The sequence below is a fragment of the Haemophilus aegyptius genome, assembly GCF_900475885.1.
GTDB lineage: Bacteria > Pseudomonadota > Gammaproteobacteria > Enterobacterales > Pasteurellaceae > Haemophilus > Haemophilus influenzae.
Window position 1 is genome coordinate 1949912 of the sequence record NZ_LS483429.1, and the last position, 16744, is coordinate 1966655.

General features: G+C 38.4%; 11 protein-coding genes. 6 read left to right on the forward strand and 5 right to left on the reverse strand.

From position 1 onward, the window contains the following. Positions 1 to 16: 16 nt before the first annotated feature. The 4 genes from DQN49_RS09955 to htpG all read right to left on the reverse strand — a co-directional run bounded on the left by DQN49_RS09955 (position 17) and on the right by htpG (position 4163). Positions 17 to 697 carry a M15 family metallopeptidase gene (locus DQN49_RS09955; protein WP_006995670.1) on the reverse strand — a complete coding sequence of 227 codons (681 nt, stop codon included), beginning with the start codon at positions 695 to 697 and terminating at the stop codon, positions 17 to 19. 1 nt (position 698) lies between these two features. Continuing rightward, the gene (dapE, locus tag DQN49_RS09960; protein ID WP_006995669.1) at positions 699 to 1832 is read right to left on the reverse strand and encodes a succinyl-diaminopimelate desuccinylase; all 1134 of its coding nucleotides are present in this window, start codon (positions 1830 to 1832) and stop codon (positions 699 to 701) included. Positions 1833 to 1859: 27 nt separating this feature from the next. Next, complete coding sequence (locus DQN49_RS09965) at positions 1860 to 2204, reverse strand: ArsC family reductase (RefSeq protein WP_006995668.1); 345 nt, start codon at positions 2202 to 2204, stop codon at positions 1860 to 1862. Between the two features lie 78 nt (positions 2205 to 2282). Further along, complete coding sequence (htpG, locus tag DQN49_RS09970; protein WP_013527243.1) at positions 2283 to 4163, reverse strand: molecular chaperone HtpG; 1881 nt, start codon at positions 4161 to 4163, stop codon at positions 2283 to 2285. Between the two features lie 309 nt (positions 4164 to 4472). On the opposite strand from htpG, the gene DQN49_RS09975 reads away from it, so the two are divergent. The 5 genes from DQN49_RS09975 (at position 4473) to DQN49_RS09995 (ending at position 13922) form a co-directional block, all read left to right on the forward strand. Further along, a complete protein-coding gene (locus DQN49_RS09975; protein WP_006995666.1) occupies positions 4473 to 5228 on the forward strand; it encodes a Nif3-like dinuclear metal center hexameric protein in 756 nt (251 codons plus the stop codon). A 175-nt stretch (positions 5229 to 5403) separates the two neighbouring features. Further along, positions 5404 to 7776, forward strand: a complete 2373-nt coding sequence (locus DQN49_RS09980; protein WP_006995665.1) for a type I restriction-modification system subunit M — start codon at positions 5404 to 5406, stop codon at positions 7774 to 7776. 128 nt (positions 7777 to 7904) lie between these two features. After that, entirely contained in the window at positions 7905 to 9368 is a 1464-nt protein-coding gene (locus DQN49_RS09985) for an ATP-binding protein (protein ID WP_006995664.1), read from the forward strand. Positions 9369 to 9540: 172 nt separating this feature from the next. Continuing rightward, positions 9541 to 10800, forward strand: a complete 1260-nt coding sequence (locus tag DQN49_RS09990; RefSeq protein ID WP_032826267.1) for a restriction endonuclease subunit S — start codon at positions 9541 to 9543, stop codon at positions 10798 to 10800. A gap of 101 nt (positions 10801 to 10901) precedes the next feature. Beyond that, a complete protein-coding gene (locus DQN49_RS09995; protein ID WP_006995662.1) occupies positions 10902 to 13922 on the forward strand; it encodes a type I restriction endonuclease subunit R in 3021 nt (1006 codons plus the stop codon). 210 nt (positions 13923 to 14132) lie between these two features. Here DQN49_RS09995 and DQN49_RS10000 read toward each other — a convergent pair whose 3' ends face one another. After that, entirely contained in the window at positions 14133 to 15335 is a 1203-nt protein-coding gene (locus DQN49_RS10000) for an ATP-binding protein (RefSeq protein ID WP_006995661.1), read from the reverse strand. Positions 15336 to 15760: 425 nt separating this feature from the next. Here DQN49_RS10000 and DQN49_RS10005 point away from each other — a divergent pair, with 425 nt between their 5' ends. Next, a complete protein-coding gene (locus DQN49_RS10005) occupies positions 15761 to 16597 on the forward strand; it encodes a class II glutamine amidotransferase (RefSeq protein WP_005647819.1) in 837 nt (278 codons plus the stop codon). Positions 16598 to 16744: the final 147 nt, after the last annotated feature.

Genomic DNA, 16744 nt, shown 5'->3' on the forward strand with positions numbered 1-16744 from the left:
ACAATAAGGCTTATTTTTAAACAATATATTCGGAAAAAATTTGTTCAAGATGTGATATTAAACAGTCTGTCCCTAAAATATTTTCCCCTTTCCACGCCTGTTGCAAAATCTCTGGAGAAAATTGCTGGCTTGCCAATTCAGCTAACGGCAAATAACTGATATGCCAAGGCTCCCGCCCCACTTTCTTATTGGACTGCATATTCATAAAAGGCAAAGCAAAATCAAAGTGCGGTAAATTTTCGGCAAGAAATTCACTCAATTCAAAGAAGTAGCCGCCTTTTTCATATTCCCAAGGCTCTAATTGTAAAGATTGCCCTTGTGGCAAAAGATCAGGATCAAAAATATCCACTTCCGTTCCCCAATGATGACGGCTAGCCGCTGGTAATGCAGACCAACGTAAAATCGCCTGACATTTTTGCCAGTCATCTAATTGATTCAAATCTAATGCCTTGCCTGCATCATCGTGTACTTTTCTCTCGCCCTTAAATTTACTGTTCCAAATAAGTTGTTGGCGTTCAAAATCACGAAAACTGCTCGCTGGCTGTAAATTAAAGCCATTTTTTGCCGCACTTTGTTGCAAAGCTTGAAATGCTTGCACAGCTTGCGTTTGCAAAAAATGATTTGATGAATGAGTTGCGGGTAAATTGACTAAATGCTCACGGGACTTTCCTGTAAGCATTTCTGGGGTTAATTTCATTTTAGCTATCCAATAAATTCACTAACATTTTGTGATAAATTTCACCGCACTTGCCAAGGTCTTCTACACTGACACATTCATTGACTTTATGAATGGTTGAATTTAACGGGCCAAATTCCACTACTTCTGCGCCCATCAATGCAATAAAACGACCGTCTGACGTGCCACCACCTGTTTCAGCCTTTGGCGTTATGCCTATGGTTTCCTCAATAGCGGAGGTTATCGAATCTAATAATTTACCTGGTTTTGTTAAAAAGGGTTTACCTGATAAATTCCATTCAATACGATATTTCAAATTATGTTTTTCTAGCATTTCAGCCACTTTTTGCTTGATGATTTCATCCGTGACTTCTGTGCAATAACGCAAATTGAACTGAATATATAACTCAGCAGGAATTACATTATTACTTCCCGTACCCGCGTGAATGTTAGCAATTTGTAGGCTTGTTGGCGGGAAAAATTCATTGCCTTTATCCCATTGGTAAGTCGTTAATTCTTGCAAAAATGGCGCTGCTTTATGGATTGGGTTTTCAGCTAAATGCGGATAGGCTACGTGTCCTTGAATACCTTGAATATAGAGATTTCCTGTAATTGAGCCGCGGCGACCATTTTTGACAACATCTCCTAAGTTTTTAGCACTCGATGGCTCGCCAACCATACAATAAGTAATTTTTTCATCACGTGCCATTAAAGTCTCAACCACACGCACGGTGCCGTCTTTTGCGGCTGCCTCTTCGTCAGAGGTAATCAATAATGCAATGGTGCCTTTATGGTTAGGATTTGCTTTTACGTATTCTTCTGCCGCCACAATCATTGCTGCAAGGGAGCCTTTCATATCCGCCGCACCACGCCCATAAAGCATGCCATCAATAATCTCAGCAGAAAACGGCGGAGACGACCATTGATTTTCATCGCCAGTAGGCACAACATCCGTATGACCTGCAAAAGCAATAACTGGCTCGCTCGTTCCGTGTTTTGCCCACAAATTCAGCGTATCATTAAAAGGCATCCATTCAATTTGAAAACCTAACTTTTCTAAACGTTCGGCAATAATTTGCTGACAGCCTTCGTCATTCGGGCTAATAGATGGGAGACGAATTAAATCTTGTGCTAACGAAACCACTTTTTCTCTCATAAAAACTCCTAAGAAAATAACCGCACTTTAAGCAAAAGCAGCCTGATATTCCTTTTCATTAAATCCAATTAGTGCCTTCCCATCTTGTAAAATAATTGGGCGTTTAATTAAAGTTGGATTCTCAGCCAACACGGAAAGTGCGGTGGTTTTATCAAGAGAATTTTTAACTTGCTCATTCAAATTACGCCAAGTTGTACTGCGTTTATTCACTAACACATCCCAGCCAAATTGAGTTTCCGCTTGGGTTAAAAAATTCAAATCTAACCCATCAACACGGTAGTCGTGAAGTTTATGTTCGATATTGTGATCCGCCAGCCATTTCAACGCTTTCTTCACTGTATCGCAATTTTTAATGCCGTAAACTGTAATCATATTTCACCTAAAAAAGAAAAATCCTCAATCTAATCAGACTGAGGATTTTAACCCTTATGCTACTTCATCTCAAATGAATTAACCTAACAACTTATTGATACGTTTAATAAACGCAGCTGGATTTTCCAAAGATCCGCGCTCTGCTAACATAGCTTGTTCAAGTAATAATTCCACCCAATCAGCAAATTCAGTTTCATCTGCAATATCAGCCACTTTTTTCACTAAATGGTGTTCTGGATTCAGTTCAAATGTGTATTTTACTTCTGGTACAGGTTGCCCTGCGGCTGCAAACAATTTCGCCATTTGGGTCGTCATTTGATCGTTATCCGTAGAAACCACCGCTGGTGTATCCGTTAAATTGTGAGTTAAACGCACCGTTTTCACACGTTCGCCAAGCAAGTTTTTCACACGCTCAATAAAACTACCAAAGGCTTCATCTTGTTGTTTTTGTGTTTCAGATTCTTTATCGGCTAAATCGCCTAAATCTAAATCTGCTTTCGTGATACTTTGTAATTGTTTACCATCGAATTCAGTTAAATAGCTTAACATCCATTCATCAATGCGATCGGAAAGCAATAAAACCTCAATGCCTTTTTTATTGAATAATTCCAAGTGCGGGCTATTTTTCGCTGCAACATAACTATCCGCTGTAATGTAATAGATAGCTTTTTGCCCCTCTTTCATACGCAAGATGTAATCTTCTAAAGAGACAGTTTGCTCACTACCATCATTATGTGTCGAAGCAAAACGCAATAACTTTGCGATAGTTTCTTTGTTAGCAAAATCTTCTGCAGGGCCTTCTTTTAAGACTAAACCAAACTCTTTCCAGAATTGAAGATATTTTTCTGCATCATCTTTTGCTAATTTTTCTAGCATTTGTAATGAACGCTTAGTTAATGCTTTGCGTAGTGCAGCCGTAATTTTGTTATCCTGTAAAATTTCACGAGATACATTTAATGGCAAGTCATTACTATCGATTAAACCACGCATAAAACGTAGATAATTCGGCATAAATTGCTCAGCATCATCCATAATAAATACACGTTGAACATAAAGTTTTAAGCCGTGTTTATGTTCGCGATTAAATAAATCCCAAGGTGCTTTAGCTGGTACATAAAGCAAACTAGTATATGCTTGATTTCCTTCCACTTTGTTATGCGCCCAAGTCACAGGATCAACAAAATCATGGCTTAAGTGTTTGTAAAACGCTTTGTATTCCTCATCGGAAACATCATTTTTAGAACGCGTCCAAAGGGCATCAGATTTATTGATTTTTTCCCATTTTTCGCCGCACTCTTTGCCTTCATCATCGTATTCTTTCGTCAGCATTTCCACTGGCAAGCCAATATGGTCAGAATATTTACCGATAATTTCACGCAAACGCCATTCATTTAAAAATTCTTTTTCATCTTCACGTAAATGTAAAATCACATCTGTACCACGGGATTTTTTCTCAATATCCGCCACAGAATATTCGCCTTCGCCCGCAGATTCCCAAAGTACGGCTTTATCCGCCTCTTCGCCAGCCGCTCTAGTTTTTACAGTCACTTTATCTGCCACAATAAAAGCTGAATAAAAACCTACACCAAACTGCCCAATAAGCTGGCTATTTTTTGCTTGGTCTTGGCCAAGTGCGGTTAAAAATTCTTTTGTTCCTGATTTTGCAATCGTACCCAAATGATCGATGACTTGCTCGCGAGTCATACCAATGCCGTTATCGCTAATTGTAATAGTGCCTTTATCCGCATCAAAGCTAACACGCACACGCAAGTCGCCATCGCCTTCATATAAAGCAGGGTTGGAAAGTGCTTTAAAGCGTAATTTATCTGCCGCATCAGAAGCATTAGAAATCAATTCACGTAAGAAAATTTCTTTGTTAGAGTACAAAGAATGAATCATTAATTGGAGTAGTTGTTTGACTTCAGATTGGAATCCGCGAGTTTCTTGATTTTGTGACATAATTTTTTCCTTCATAAAGATAAAAATTGAACGTCACAGATATAAGAATAAAAAGAAAGATTTCAAGGGGAATTTAAGAGGAAAAGTGCGGTAAAAAACACAAGGAATTTAAACCGCACTTTAAATAAAAAATTTCTTATCCCTCTTGATCGCTATAAATTTATGTATATAATGAATTCTGTTTTAGATACTAGATAGTAATTTAATAGTAATGAAACTTGGCTAGTGCATTCCCCCACTCCTTTCGCACTAGCCATTTTTTTGGGAATTTTGTACCATATCCCAACTTTTTCCAATCAACGATCCATTATGAATAATCTCGAACTTGAACAACTCATTAATCAAAAACTTTCTTCCGATAAAATCAATGACTATGCGCCCAACGGCTTACAAGTCGAAGGTAAAACAGAAATCAAAAAAATCATTACTGGCGTAACGGCGAGTCAGGCTTTAATTGATTACGCAATCAGCCAAAATGCCGATGCGATCTTGGTTCATCATGGCTATTTTTGGAAAAGTGAAAACCCTTGTATTCGAGGAATGAAAGGCAAGCGAATTAAAGCCCTTTTAGTGAACGACATTAATTTATATGGCTATCATTTGCCATTAGATGTGCACCCAGAATTAGGTAACAATGCACAATTAGCCAAACTGCTCGACATTGAAAATTTACAACCATTAGAAAAAGGCTCTGTGAGTATTCCTGTTTGGGGCGAATTCAAAGAACCGATGACAGGTAAAGACTTTGCAGAAAAAATAGAAAAAGTGTTAAATCGAAAACCGTTAATTTGCATTGAAAACGGACCGCACTTAATCCGAAAAATTGGCATCTGTACCGGTGGCGGACAAGGTTATATTGATCTTGCTGCAGAACAAGGCTGCGACGCATTTATTACAGGGGAAGTGTCAGAACAAACGATTCATTCTGCCCGTGAGCAAGGATTACATTTCTTCTCTGCAGGTCATCACGCAACAGAACGCTATGGCATCAAGGCATTAGGCGAATGGTTGGCGAACGAATATGGCTTTGACGTAGAATTTAAAGATATAGATAATCCAGCGTAAAATACAAAAGTGCGGTAAAATTTACTTAATTTTTTACCGCACGCTTTCTTCTCTATAAGATCCTACAATCATAACTAATAACAATTAGCTTCCTTTAATAAAAGAAAAAATTGAATGCCCATTAAAAATAAGCAACAATACCCAAAAAATTTCATAATATTAAGTGGGAACAAATATGGATCATTCTGTTCATAACAAGCTGGTTTCTTTTATTTGGAGTATTGCAGACGATTGTCTGCGCGATGTGTATGTGCGCGGTAAATATCGTGATGTGATTTTACCGATGTTTGTGCTTCGTCGTTTGGATACTTTACTTGAGCCAAGCAAAGATGCCGTATTGGAAGAAATGCGTTTTCAAAAAGAAGAATTGGCATTCACCGAATTGGATGACCTTCCCCTTAAAAAAATTACCGGTCATGTTTTTTATAACACCTCAAAATGGACATTAAAATCCCTCTATCAAACCGCCAGCAATACGCCGCAGTATATGCTGGCCAATTTTGAAGAATATCTTGATGGTTTCAGCACCAACGTTCATGAAATCATCAACTGCTTCAAGCTGCGTGAACAAATCCGCCACATGTCCCATAAAAATGTTTTGCTGAGTGTGTTGGAAAAATTTGTATCGCCCTATATCAATCTTACCCCTAAAGAACAACAAGACACTGAGGGCAACAAATTACCAGCGCTGACCAATCTGGGCATGGGCTATGTATTTGAAGAACTGATTCGTAAATTTAACGAAGAAAATAACGAAGAAGCTGGCGAACACTTTACCCCACGCGAAGTGATCGAGCTGATGACGCATTTAGTCTTTGATCCGCTCAAAGACCAAATTCCGGCCATTATTACGATTTACGACCCAGCTTGCGGCAGCGGTGGCATGCTGACCGAGTCGCAAAACTTTATTGAGCAAAAATATCCGCTATCTGAATCACAAGGCGAGCGTTCCATCTTTTTGTTTGGTAAAGAAACCAATGATGAAACCTATGCCATTTGTAAATCTGACATGATGATTAAAGGCGACAACCCTGAAAACATCAAAGTCGGCTCAACCCTTGCTACAGATAGCTTCCAAGGTAATCACTTTGACTTTATGCTTTCCAACCCGCCATATGGCAAAAGCTGGAGCAAAGATCAAGCCTATATCAAAGACGGCAATGAGGTTATCGACAGTCGCTTTAAAGTTACCTTACCAGATTACTGGGGCAATGTAGAAACCCTTGATGCCACCCCGCGCTCCAGCGATGGTCAGCTGCTTTTCCTGATGGAAATGGTCAACAAAATGAAATCGCCGAAAAACAACAAAATCGGCAGCCGTGTTGCCTCTGTGCATAACGGCTCAAGCCTGTTTACCGGCGATGCAGGTTCAGGAGAAAGCAACATCCGTCGCCATATCATTGAGAATGATTTGCTGGAAGCCATCGTACAGCTGCCTAATAATCTGTTTTATAACACAGGCATTACCACTTATATTTGGTTGCTGTCCAACAACAAACCCGAAGCACGCAAAGGCAAAGTTCAGCTGATTGATGCCAGCCTCTTATTCCGCAAATTGCGTAAAAACCTTGGCGATAAAAACTGCGAATTTGTACCTGAACATATCTCCGAAATTACCCAAAACTATCTTGATTTCACTGCCAAAGCGCGCGAAACCGACAGCCAAAATGAAGCGGTCGGTTTGGCTTCGCAGATTTTTGACAATCAAGATTTCGGCTATTACAAAGTCACCATCGAACGCCCGGATCGTCGTTCTGCCCAATTTACCGTCGAAAATATTGCGTCTTTACGTTTTGACAAAGCCTTGTTTGAGCCGATGCAATATCTTTATCGGCAATATGGCGGACAAGTTTACAACGCCGGATTTTTAACCCAAACCGAGCAAGAAATTACCGCTTGGTGCGAAGCGCAGGGCATAGCCTTAAACAACAAAAACAAGGCAAAGCTACTGGATGTCAAAACCTGGGAAAAAGCCGCCGCACTTTTTCAGACGGCATCAAAACTGCTCGAACATTTCGGCGAACAACAATTTGACGATTTCAACCAATTCAAACAAGCCGTGGAATGCCGTCTGAAAACCGAAAAAATCCCCCTTTCTGCCACAGAGAAAAAGGCCATTTTCAATGCCGTAAGTTGGTACGACGAAAATTCAGCCAAAGTGATTGCCAAAACACTCAAGCTCAAACCAAACGAATTGGACGCCCTTTGCCAACGCTACCAATGCCAAGCCGACGGGCTGGCAGACTTTGGCTATTACACCACTGGCAAAGCAGGCGAATATATCCTATATGAAACCAGCAGCGACTTGCGCGACAGCGAATCCATACCGCTCAAACAAAATATCCACGACTATTTCAAAGCCGAAGTGCAAGCGCACATCAGCGAAGCATGGCTGAATATGGAAAGCGTAAAAATCGGCTATGAAATCAGCTTCAACAAATACTTCTACCGCCACAAACCATTACGCAGCCTTGCAGAAGTTGCCCAAGATATTTTGGCGTTAGAAAAACAGGCTGACGGCTTGATTAGTGAAATTCTAGAGGCTTAATAAAAAACAAACTATTAAGCAAGTTTTAATAGGTCTTAAGTAAGGAAATTCAAAATATATAACACATTGAAAAATAATGAATTTTACCTTTTAAGCAAGATTTGGCATGAAATAAGCAAGGAATAATAATGACAGAACCGCTTTCTAAAATTAACGGCATTATCACAAAAAATTATTTAGAGATGCAGCCGGAAAACCAATATTTTGAGCGCAAAGGACTAGGAGAAAAAGACATCAAGCCAACTAAAATAGCTGAAGAATTAGTTGGAATGCTCAATGCTGATGGCGGAGTTTTGGCTTTTGGTGTGGCAGATAATGGCGAAATCCAAGACTTGAATAGCCTTGGCGATAAATTAGATGATTATCGGAAATTGGTTTTCGATTTTATTGCACCGCCTTGTCGGATTGGACTGGAAGAAATTCTGGTTGATGGAAAATTAGTTTTCTTATTCCACGTAGAGCAAGATTTAGAGCGTATTTATTGTCGCAAAGACAATGAAAATGTGTTCTTACGTGTAGCAGATAGTAATCGAGGCCCTCTCACCAGAGAACAAATCAAAAATCTTGAATATGATAAAAATATCCGTCTATTTGAAGATGAAATAGTTCCTGATTTTAATGAAGAAGATTTAGATCAAGAATTATTAGAGCTATATAAAAAGAAAGTTAATTTTACCTCCGATAATATCTTAGATTTGTTATACAAGCGAAATTTATTAACCAAAAAGGAAGGTTGTTATCAGTTTAAAAAATCAGCCATTTTACTCTTTTCTACCATGCCGGAACGTTACATTCCTTCAGCATCAGTCCGCTATGTTCGTTATGAAGGTACAGTAGCGAAAGTCGGTACTGAGCATAATGTGATAAAAGACCAACGTTTTGAAAATAATATTCCAAAGCTAATTGAGGAGCTGACCTATTTTTTAAGAGCCTCTTTAAGGGATTATTACTTTCTTGATATCAATCAGGGAAAATTTATCAAAGTACCGGAATATCCTGAAGAAGCTTGGTTAGAAGGTGTTGTAAATGCGCTTTGTCATCGTTCTTACAATGTTCAAGGTAATGTAATTTATATTAAACATTTCGACGATCGTCTTGAAATTAGTAATAGTGGCCCTCTTCCTGCTCAAGTCACCATTGAAAATATTAAAACAGAACGATTTGCTCGGAATCCACGTATAGCACGAGTTTTAGAGGATCTTGGGTATGTCCGTCAGCTTAATGAAGGCGTTTCCCGTATTTATGAGTCAATGGAAAAATCATTATTGGCAAAGCCTGAATATAGAGAACAACACAACAATGTTTATCTAACATTGCGCAACCGTGTTACCGCACATGAAAAAACGGTATCTACAGCCACTATGCTGCAGATTGAAAAAGAATGGACAAACTACAACGACACCCAAAAAGCCATTTTGCTTTATCTATTTACAAATGGTACGGCGATATTGTCAGAATTAGTTGACTATACAAAAATCAATCAGAATTCGATCCGAGCGTATTTAAATGCCTTTATTCAGCAAGGTATTATTGAAAGACAAAGTGTAAAACAGCGTGACCCCAATGCCAAATATGCTTTTAGAAAAGATTAAGCAAGGTTTATCGCTTGCTAAGCAAGGAAATTAATAATAATTAACTTGTTGAAAAATAATACTTTTTTATCTTTTAAGCAAGATTTAGCATGAAATAAGAAAGTTTTTTTATAGTTAAACGGACAACAAATTGCATCAATAAGAGCGGTCAGATTTTAAGGATTTTTTGCAAATGAGACGATACGAGAGTTACAAGGATTCAGGTGTGGATTGGCTAGGGGAGGTACCGAGCCATTGGGAGTTAAAACGCTTGAAACAATTATTTGTTGAAAAAAAACATAAGCAAAGCCTGTCTCTTAATTGTGGAGCCATTAGTTTTGGTAAAGTTATTGAAAAATCGGATGATAAAGTAACAGAGGCAACAAAACGTTCATATCAAGAGGTGTTAAAAGGCGAGTTTTTAATAAATCCTTTAAACTTAAATTATGACCTAATTAGTTTGAGAATTGCTTTATCAGAAATAGACGTTGTTGTAAGTGCTGGTTACATTGTTTTAAAAGAAAAACAAATAATTAATAAAAAATACTTTTCGTATTTATTACATAGATACGATGTTGCATATATGAAATTATTAGGTTCAGGTGTAAGACAAACGATTAACTATGGGCATATTTCAGACAGTATTTTGGTTATTCCACCTCTCTCCGAACAACAAAAAATCGCGCAATTCCTAGACGATAAAACCGCTAAAATCGATCAGGCGGTGGATTTGGCGGAAAAGCAGATTGCCCTGTTGAAAGAGCACAAGCAGATCCTGATTCAAAATGCCGTAACCCGAGGCTTAAACCCTGATGTGCCGTTAAAAGATTCCGGCGTGGAATGGATAGGGCAAGTGCCGGAGCATTGGGAAGTAGTTTCAATGAAAAGAGTAGTTAAAGAACATTCAGGAAATGGTTTTCCCATTGATCTACAAGGTAACAATGGAAATATTCCTTTTTTAAAAGTAAGTGATTTTTCAGAGAATCAGGATAAATATATTTTCAAGTGGAATAATTCAGTAACAAATAAAGTAATAAAACAGAAAAAATGGAATATTGTTCCTAAAAATAGCATTGTTACCGCTAAAATTGGTGAGGCATTAAGAAAAAATCACAGGAAAATTTTATCAATAGACTCCATTATTGATAATAATTGTTTAGGAATTGAGATAAAAAAAGCAGATGTTTTATTTGGGTATTACTTACATTGTGCTTTAGATTTTGATTTATTTACTAATCCTGGTGCTATCCCTAGCTTAGCAATGGATAAATATCGGAATCAAAAAATTGTTCTTCCTCCATTTCAAGAGCAACAAGAAATTGCCGATTATCTCGAACAACAAACCGCTAAAATTGATCAAGCAATCGCATTAAAAACAGCACATATTGAAAAGCTGAAAGAATATAAAAGCGTGTTGATTAACGATGTGGTGACCGGCAAGCTGCAGGTGTAGGGTGTGAAAAGTGCGGTCAAAAAATCCGATGGATTTTGAATATTGGCGCGACAACTTGGGCGTAATGAATCAATTTTAAAAATTTCACAAAAGAGTACAAAATGGTTTCAGGAACAAAGGAAAAAGATTTAGAAATTGCCATTGAAAAAGCCTTAACCGGCACTTGGCGTGAAAATATGGAAAACAAGCTGGGCGAGCCGAAGGCGGAATACCTGCCGCGCCATCATGGTTTTGAGCTGGCATTTTCACAGGATTTTGATGCGCAGTTTGCCATCGACACACGCCTGTTTTGGCAATTCCTGCAAACCAGCCAAGAGACGGAACTTGCCCGTTTTCAACAGCTCAATCCCAACGATTGGCAACGTAAAATTCTAGAACGGTTAGACCGACAAATAAAGAAAAACGGCGTGTTGCACCTGCTGAAAAAAGGCTTGGACATTGATAGTGCCCATTTTGATTTGCTCTACCCCATTCCGCTTGCCAGCAGTGGCGAAAAGGTCAAGCAGCGTTTTGAACAGAATTTGTTTAGCTGTATGCGTCAAGTGCCTTATTCTGCCTCAAGCAATGAAACGGTGGATATGGTGCTGTTTGCCAATGGCTTGCCGATTATTGCCCTTGAGCTGAAAAACCATTGGACAGGTCAGACAGCCATTGATGCGCAAAAACAATACCGCAACCGTGATTTAAGCCAAACGTTGTTCCATTTCGGGCGTTGTTTGGCGCATTTTGCCTTAGATACGGAAGAAGCTTATATGACCACCAAATTGGCGGGGCCTGCTACGTTTTTCTTGCCGTTTAACTTGGGCAACAACTGCGGTAAGGGTAATCCGCCCAATCCCAATGGACACCGCACGGCGTATTTATGGCAAGAGGTGTTCGGCAAAGCAAGCCTTGCCAACATTATTCAGCATTTTATGCGCTTAGACGGTTCAACCAAAGATCCGTTGGATAAACGTACCCTCTTTTTCCCTCGCTATCACCAATTAGATGTGGTCCGCCGTTTGATTGCTGATGTCAGTGAACATGGCGTGGGTAAACGTTATTTGATTCAACATTCTGCCGGTTCGGGCAAGTCTAATTCCATTACTTGGCTGGCGTATCAGTTGATTGAGGCATATCCGCGCAATGAAAAGGCGGCAAACGGTAGAGAGGCAGACCGCCCGATTTTTGATTCGGTGATTGTCGTAACCGACCGTCGTTTGCTGGATAAACAGCTGCGCGACAATATCAAAGATTTTTCAGAAGTTAAAAACATTGTTGCGCCGGCGTTGAGTTCGGCAGAATTGCGCCAATCCCTTGAGCAGGGCAAAAAAATCATTATTACCACGATTCAAAAATTCCCGTTTATTGTCGATGGCATTGCTGATTTGGGTGACAAACAATTTGCTGTGATTATTGATGAGGCACACAGCTCACAATCAGGTTCGGCACACGACAATATGAACCGAGCCTTCGGCAAAACGGAAGACCTTGATGCCGAAGATGTGCAAGATTTGATTTTACAAGCCATGCAATCCCGCAAAATGCGCGGTAATGCGTCGTATTTTGCTTTTACCGCCACCCCGAAAAACAGCACTTTGGAAAAATTCGGCGAGAAACAGGCGGATGGTAAATTTAAGCCGTTCCACCTTTATTCTATGAAGCAGGCGATTGAAGAATGCTTTATTTTGGATGTGATTGCAAATTACACCACTTATAAAAGTTTTTATGAGATCACTAAATCGATTGAAGATAATCCGGAGTTTGATAGTAAAAAGGCTCAAGGCCGTCTGAAAGCTTATGTGGAGCGTTCGCAACAAACGATTGATACCAAGGCGGAAATTATGCTGGAGCATTTTATTCACCAAGTTTTCAACCGTAAAAAGCTCAAAGGTAAAGCCAAGGGAATGGTGGTAACGCAAAATATTGAAACCGCCATCCGCTATTTTCAGGCGTTAAAACACTTGCTGACCGGGCGGGGTAATCCGTTTAAAATTGCGATTGCGTTTTCAGGCAGTAAAGTGGTTAACGGTGTTGAATACACCGAAGCGGAAATGAACGGCTTTGCAGAAAGCGAAACCAAAGAGTATTTCGATCAAGATGAATATCGTTTGCTGGTGGTCGCCAATAAATATCTGACCGGTTTCGATCAGCCGAAATTGTGTGCCATGTATGTGGATAAGAAACTCTCCGGCGTGCTTTGCGTGCAGGCTTTATCTCGTTTGAATCGCAGTGCGAATAAGTTGGGTAAACGCACGGAAGATTTGTTTGTATTGGACTTTTTTAACAGTGTTGAAGATATTCAGCAGGCATTTGAGCCGTTTTATACTTCTACTTCGTTGTCGCAGGCAACCGATGTCAATGTCTTGCATGATTTGAAAGACCGGTTGGATGAAACCGGCGTGTACGAACAAGCGGAGGTCGACGATTTTACCGAAGGCTATTTTGCCAATAAAGACGCACAGCAATTAAGCAGTATGATTGATGTGGCTGTCCGACGTTTTGATGATGAATTGGATTTGGATCGAAATGAAAAAGTTGATTTTAAAATCAAGGCAAAACAGTTTTTAAAAATCTACGGGCAAATGGCCTCCATCATCAATTTTGAAAATATCGCTTGGGAGAAACTCTATTGGTTCCTCAAATTCTTAGTACCGAAATTAAAAGTACAAGACCCGATGGATGAATTTGATGAAATTTTAGATGCTGTGGATTTAAGCTCTTACGGCTTGGCGCGTACCAAACTGAATTACAGCATTAAATTAGATGATGAAGAAACAGGGCTTGACCCGCAAAACCCCAATCCGCGCGGTACGCATGGCGAAGATAAAGAAAAAGATCCGATTGATGAAATTATTCGTGTATTTAACGAAAGATGGTTTCAAGGCTGGAGCGCAACGCCGGATGAGCAACGGGTAAAATTTATCAATATTACCGAGCGCATCCGCAACCATAAAGACTTTGAGCAAAAATATCAAAATAACCCGGATATTCATACCCGTGAATTGGCTTTCCAAGCCATTTTGCGCGATGTGATGAGCGAACGCCATCGGGATGAATTGGAACTATACAAACTTTTTGCCAAAGATGCCGCATTTAGAACCGCTTGGACGCAAAGTTTGCAACGGGCTTTGGCTGGATAGAAAAGATTGCCTGAAAAATTAACGTTCGGATCTCCTTTTCTATCTAAATTAATATCATCGTAAACATTAATTAATTTTTTCACATACTTAAAAGAGAAAATTAAATATAGTTTCCATAACAGCAACGTCGTTAATTAGAATAATTTATAAATTAGCTATAATTCATAAAATACAAAAAAGTGCGGTGAAAATTTCCAGCTTTTTTTGGATTTATTGCAACAACCAATCCACCACATAAATCACTTCAATCCCATCAATCTCCGTTTGTTCGTAATATTTCCCCGTAATTAAGATCTTTTTATAATTATCTTGAATATACAAAAGATTATCGGTTTCGTGGGTATTTTCAGGGATTTCAAAGGCGACTTGCACATATAGAATTTCATCGGCTTTTCGGGCGATAAAATCAATTTCTTTGCTGTCAAGTTTTCCCACATCAACGGTATAACCACGTCTGAGTAATTCAATAAAGACGATATTTTCTAGGCGATTGGCATAATTCGCCCCTTTTTTGCCGATAGCGTGTCGTCTTAAACCGTTATCCACAATAAAATATTTCGCATTGGTTTTTAAATAGCCTTTTCCGCGAATATCGTATTGTTTTGCTTTATAAAAAAGAAAGGCATTTTCTAACAAATCAAGATATTTGCTTATGGTGTGATTTGAAGTGGGAACACGTTCGGACGTGAGCGTGTTGCTAATTTTGCTTGGATTCACCAACTGCCCTACGTTATCCGCCAGAAAGAGAATCACGCTTTTAAGAATATGCGTGTCTTTCACTCCAGCTCGGTGGGCAATATCATTTAGCACGATGGAATCAAAAATACCCGATAAAATCGTTTCTTTTAAAGGCTCATCAGCCATCACAACACTGGGGAAACCGCCGTATTTTTCATATTCCGAATAGAGTTTATCCACCAATCTTGACTGACTATCCACATTTTGGGAGCGTAAAAATTCTTTAAAAGAAAGCGGATAAATTTTGATTTCTACATATCGACCACTTAACAGTGTCGCAAGTTCACCGGAAAGCAAGTTAGCATTGGAACCTGTAATCACTATATCGGTGTTAAAACTCACACGAAGCGCATTGACGATTTTTTGCCAACCTTCCACAAACTGAATTTCATCAATCAGAAAATAGATTTTCTCTTGAGAAGACGGCATTTTTTCTTGAATAAGCTGTTGGAAGTCTTGAGCGTCTTTCACCCATTGATATTCAAAAGATTCAAAATTGAGGTAAAGAATATTTTCAGGGGAAATTCCTTGTTGTTGAAGGTAATCACGGTATTGCATGAGTAGCACTGATTTACCAGAACGACGAACACCCGAGATGACTTTGATAAAATCAGTATCTTTAAATTGAATCAGTTGCTGTAAATAATTTTCACGAGAGATCATAGTTTTACTCATTGGAAGTTAATTTCATATTTGTAAAAAGTGTACAAAAATTGGAAGTTAATTTCCATATTTTATTTTTTTGTGTGTGTTTGGAATTACATTTCCAGTTTTTATTGCATTTTTTAGTCTCATTCCAATCCTTGCACAGTCCCCAATTTTCGCTATCATACGCGCTTTCTTATTTCTCGGAATTTTGTATTTATGAATAAATTAAAGATGGCATTGCTTGTTGTTTTCCTTGTGAGTTTATTTGCTTGTACCACAATACATTAGCCGAAAGAGACTGTTAAATCTTGATTTTTAAAGAATAATAGATTAAATAAGATTTCTATCATTAATATCTATACAACATAAAAATTCATTAAATCTCTCTTGATATTCTCCCTATAATGGTGTTAAATCGCTCAAATATTGTGAGGTTATATCTAATTAAAGTTATGTGTCAATTACTCGGAATGAATTGTAATACGCCAACGGATATTGTTTTTTCTTTTGAAGGTTTCCGTCGTCGTGCAGGTTTAACAGATTGCCATTCAGATGGCTTTGGAATCGCGTTTTTTGAAGGACGTGGTGTACGTATTTTTCGTGATAATCAAGCAGCCAGTCTTTCCCCCATCGCAGATTGTATAAAACAATATAATATTAAATCTCTTAATGTTATTGCGCATATTCGTAAAGCAACACAAGGCGAAGTCAATATTGAAAACACCCATCCGTTCATTCGTGAAATTTGGGGACAAAACTGGGTTTTTGCACATAATGGTAATTTAAAAAACTTACCAGATATGACAGATCATTTTTTACAGCCAATAGGTTCTACAGATTCTGAAGCTGCTTTCTGTTATATGGCTGAATATCTTAAAAATACTTTCCGCAAAAAACCAAGTGAAATGGAAATTTTTGAAGCAATTCAAAAAGTAACAAAAGAACTTGCTCAACACGGTACGTTTAATTTCATTCTTTCTAATGGCGAGTGGATGATTGCACATTGCTCAACAAACTTACATTATGTTATGCGAAAAGCACCTTTTGGCAAAGCTCACCGTATTGATGATGATGGAGTAATTGATTTTAGCTATTATGCAAAAGCAGGAGATAAGGTCAATATCATCACAACATTTCCTTTAACCAAAAATGAATCTTGGACAAAAATGGAAAATGGTGGATTTGTGTTTTTTAAAAATGGAGAGAAAATCGCCGAAGTTATTGGGACGCCAAAAGAAGCGATTGATGATGGTACTTTAGGTAATAGGACAATAAATTCTGCTATTTAAATGTCAATGTAAATAAACTTCCCCTTATTTTTATAAAAGAATTTTATATCTTTTATAAGAATTATAAAAATCAAAAACCTCTAAAAACGAAATAAAAAGGTAAGAATAGAAAATACTATTCTTACCAACTAAATCTTCAATATTTTT

What these genes read in the sequence shown, in the direction of transcription:
- DQN49_RS09955 (WP_006995670.1), bottom strand. Translation starts at nt 697, where the DNA reads ATGAAATTAACCCCAGAAATGCTTACAGGAAAGTCCCGTGAGCATTTA.
- dapE (WP_006995669.1), bottom strand. Translation starts at nt 1,832, where the DNA reads ATGAGAGAAAAAGTGGTTTCGTTAGCACAAGATTTAATTCGTCTCCCA.
- DQN49_RS09965 (WP_006995668.1), bottom strand. Translation starts at nt 2,204, where the DNA reads ATGATTACAGTTTACGGCATTAAAAATTGCGATACAGTGAAGAAAGCG.
- htpG (WP_013527243.1), bottom strand. Translation starts at nt 4,163, where the DNA reads ATGTCACAAAATCAAGAAACTCGCGGATTCCAATCTGAAGTCAAACAA.
- DQN49_RS09975 (WP_006995666.1), top strand. Translation starts at nt 4,473, where the DNA reads ATGAATAATCTCGAACTTGAACAACTCATTAATCAAAAACTTTCTTCC.
- DQN49_RS09980 (WP_006995665.1), top strand. Translation starts at nt 5,404, where the DNA reads ATGGATCATTCTGTTCATAACAAGCTGGTTTCTTTTATTTGGAGTATT.
- DQN49_RS09985 (WP_006995664.1), top strand. Translation starts at nt 7,905, where the DNA reads ATGACAGAACCGCTTTCTAAAATTAACGGCATTATCACAAAAAATTAT.
- DQN49_RS09990 (WP_032826267.1), top strand. Translation starts at nt 9,541, where the DNA reads ATGAGACGATACGAGAGTTACAAGGATTCAGGTGTGGATTGGCTAGGG.
- DQN49_RS09995 (WP_006995662.1), top strand. Translation starts at nt 10,902, where the DNA reads ATGGTTTCAGGAACAAAGGAAAAAGATTTAGAAATTGCCATTGAAAAA.
- DQN49_RS10000 (WP_006995661.1), bottom strand. Translation starts at nt 15,335, where the DNA reads ATGAGTAAAACTATGATCTCTCGTGAAAATTATTTACAGCAACTGATT.
- DQN49_RS10005 (WP_005647819.1), top strand. Translation starts at nt 15,761, where the DNA reads ATGTGTCAATTACTCGGAATGAATTGTAATACGCCAACGGATATTGTT.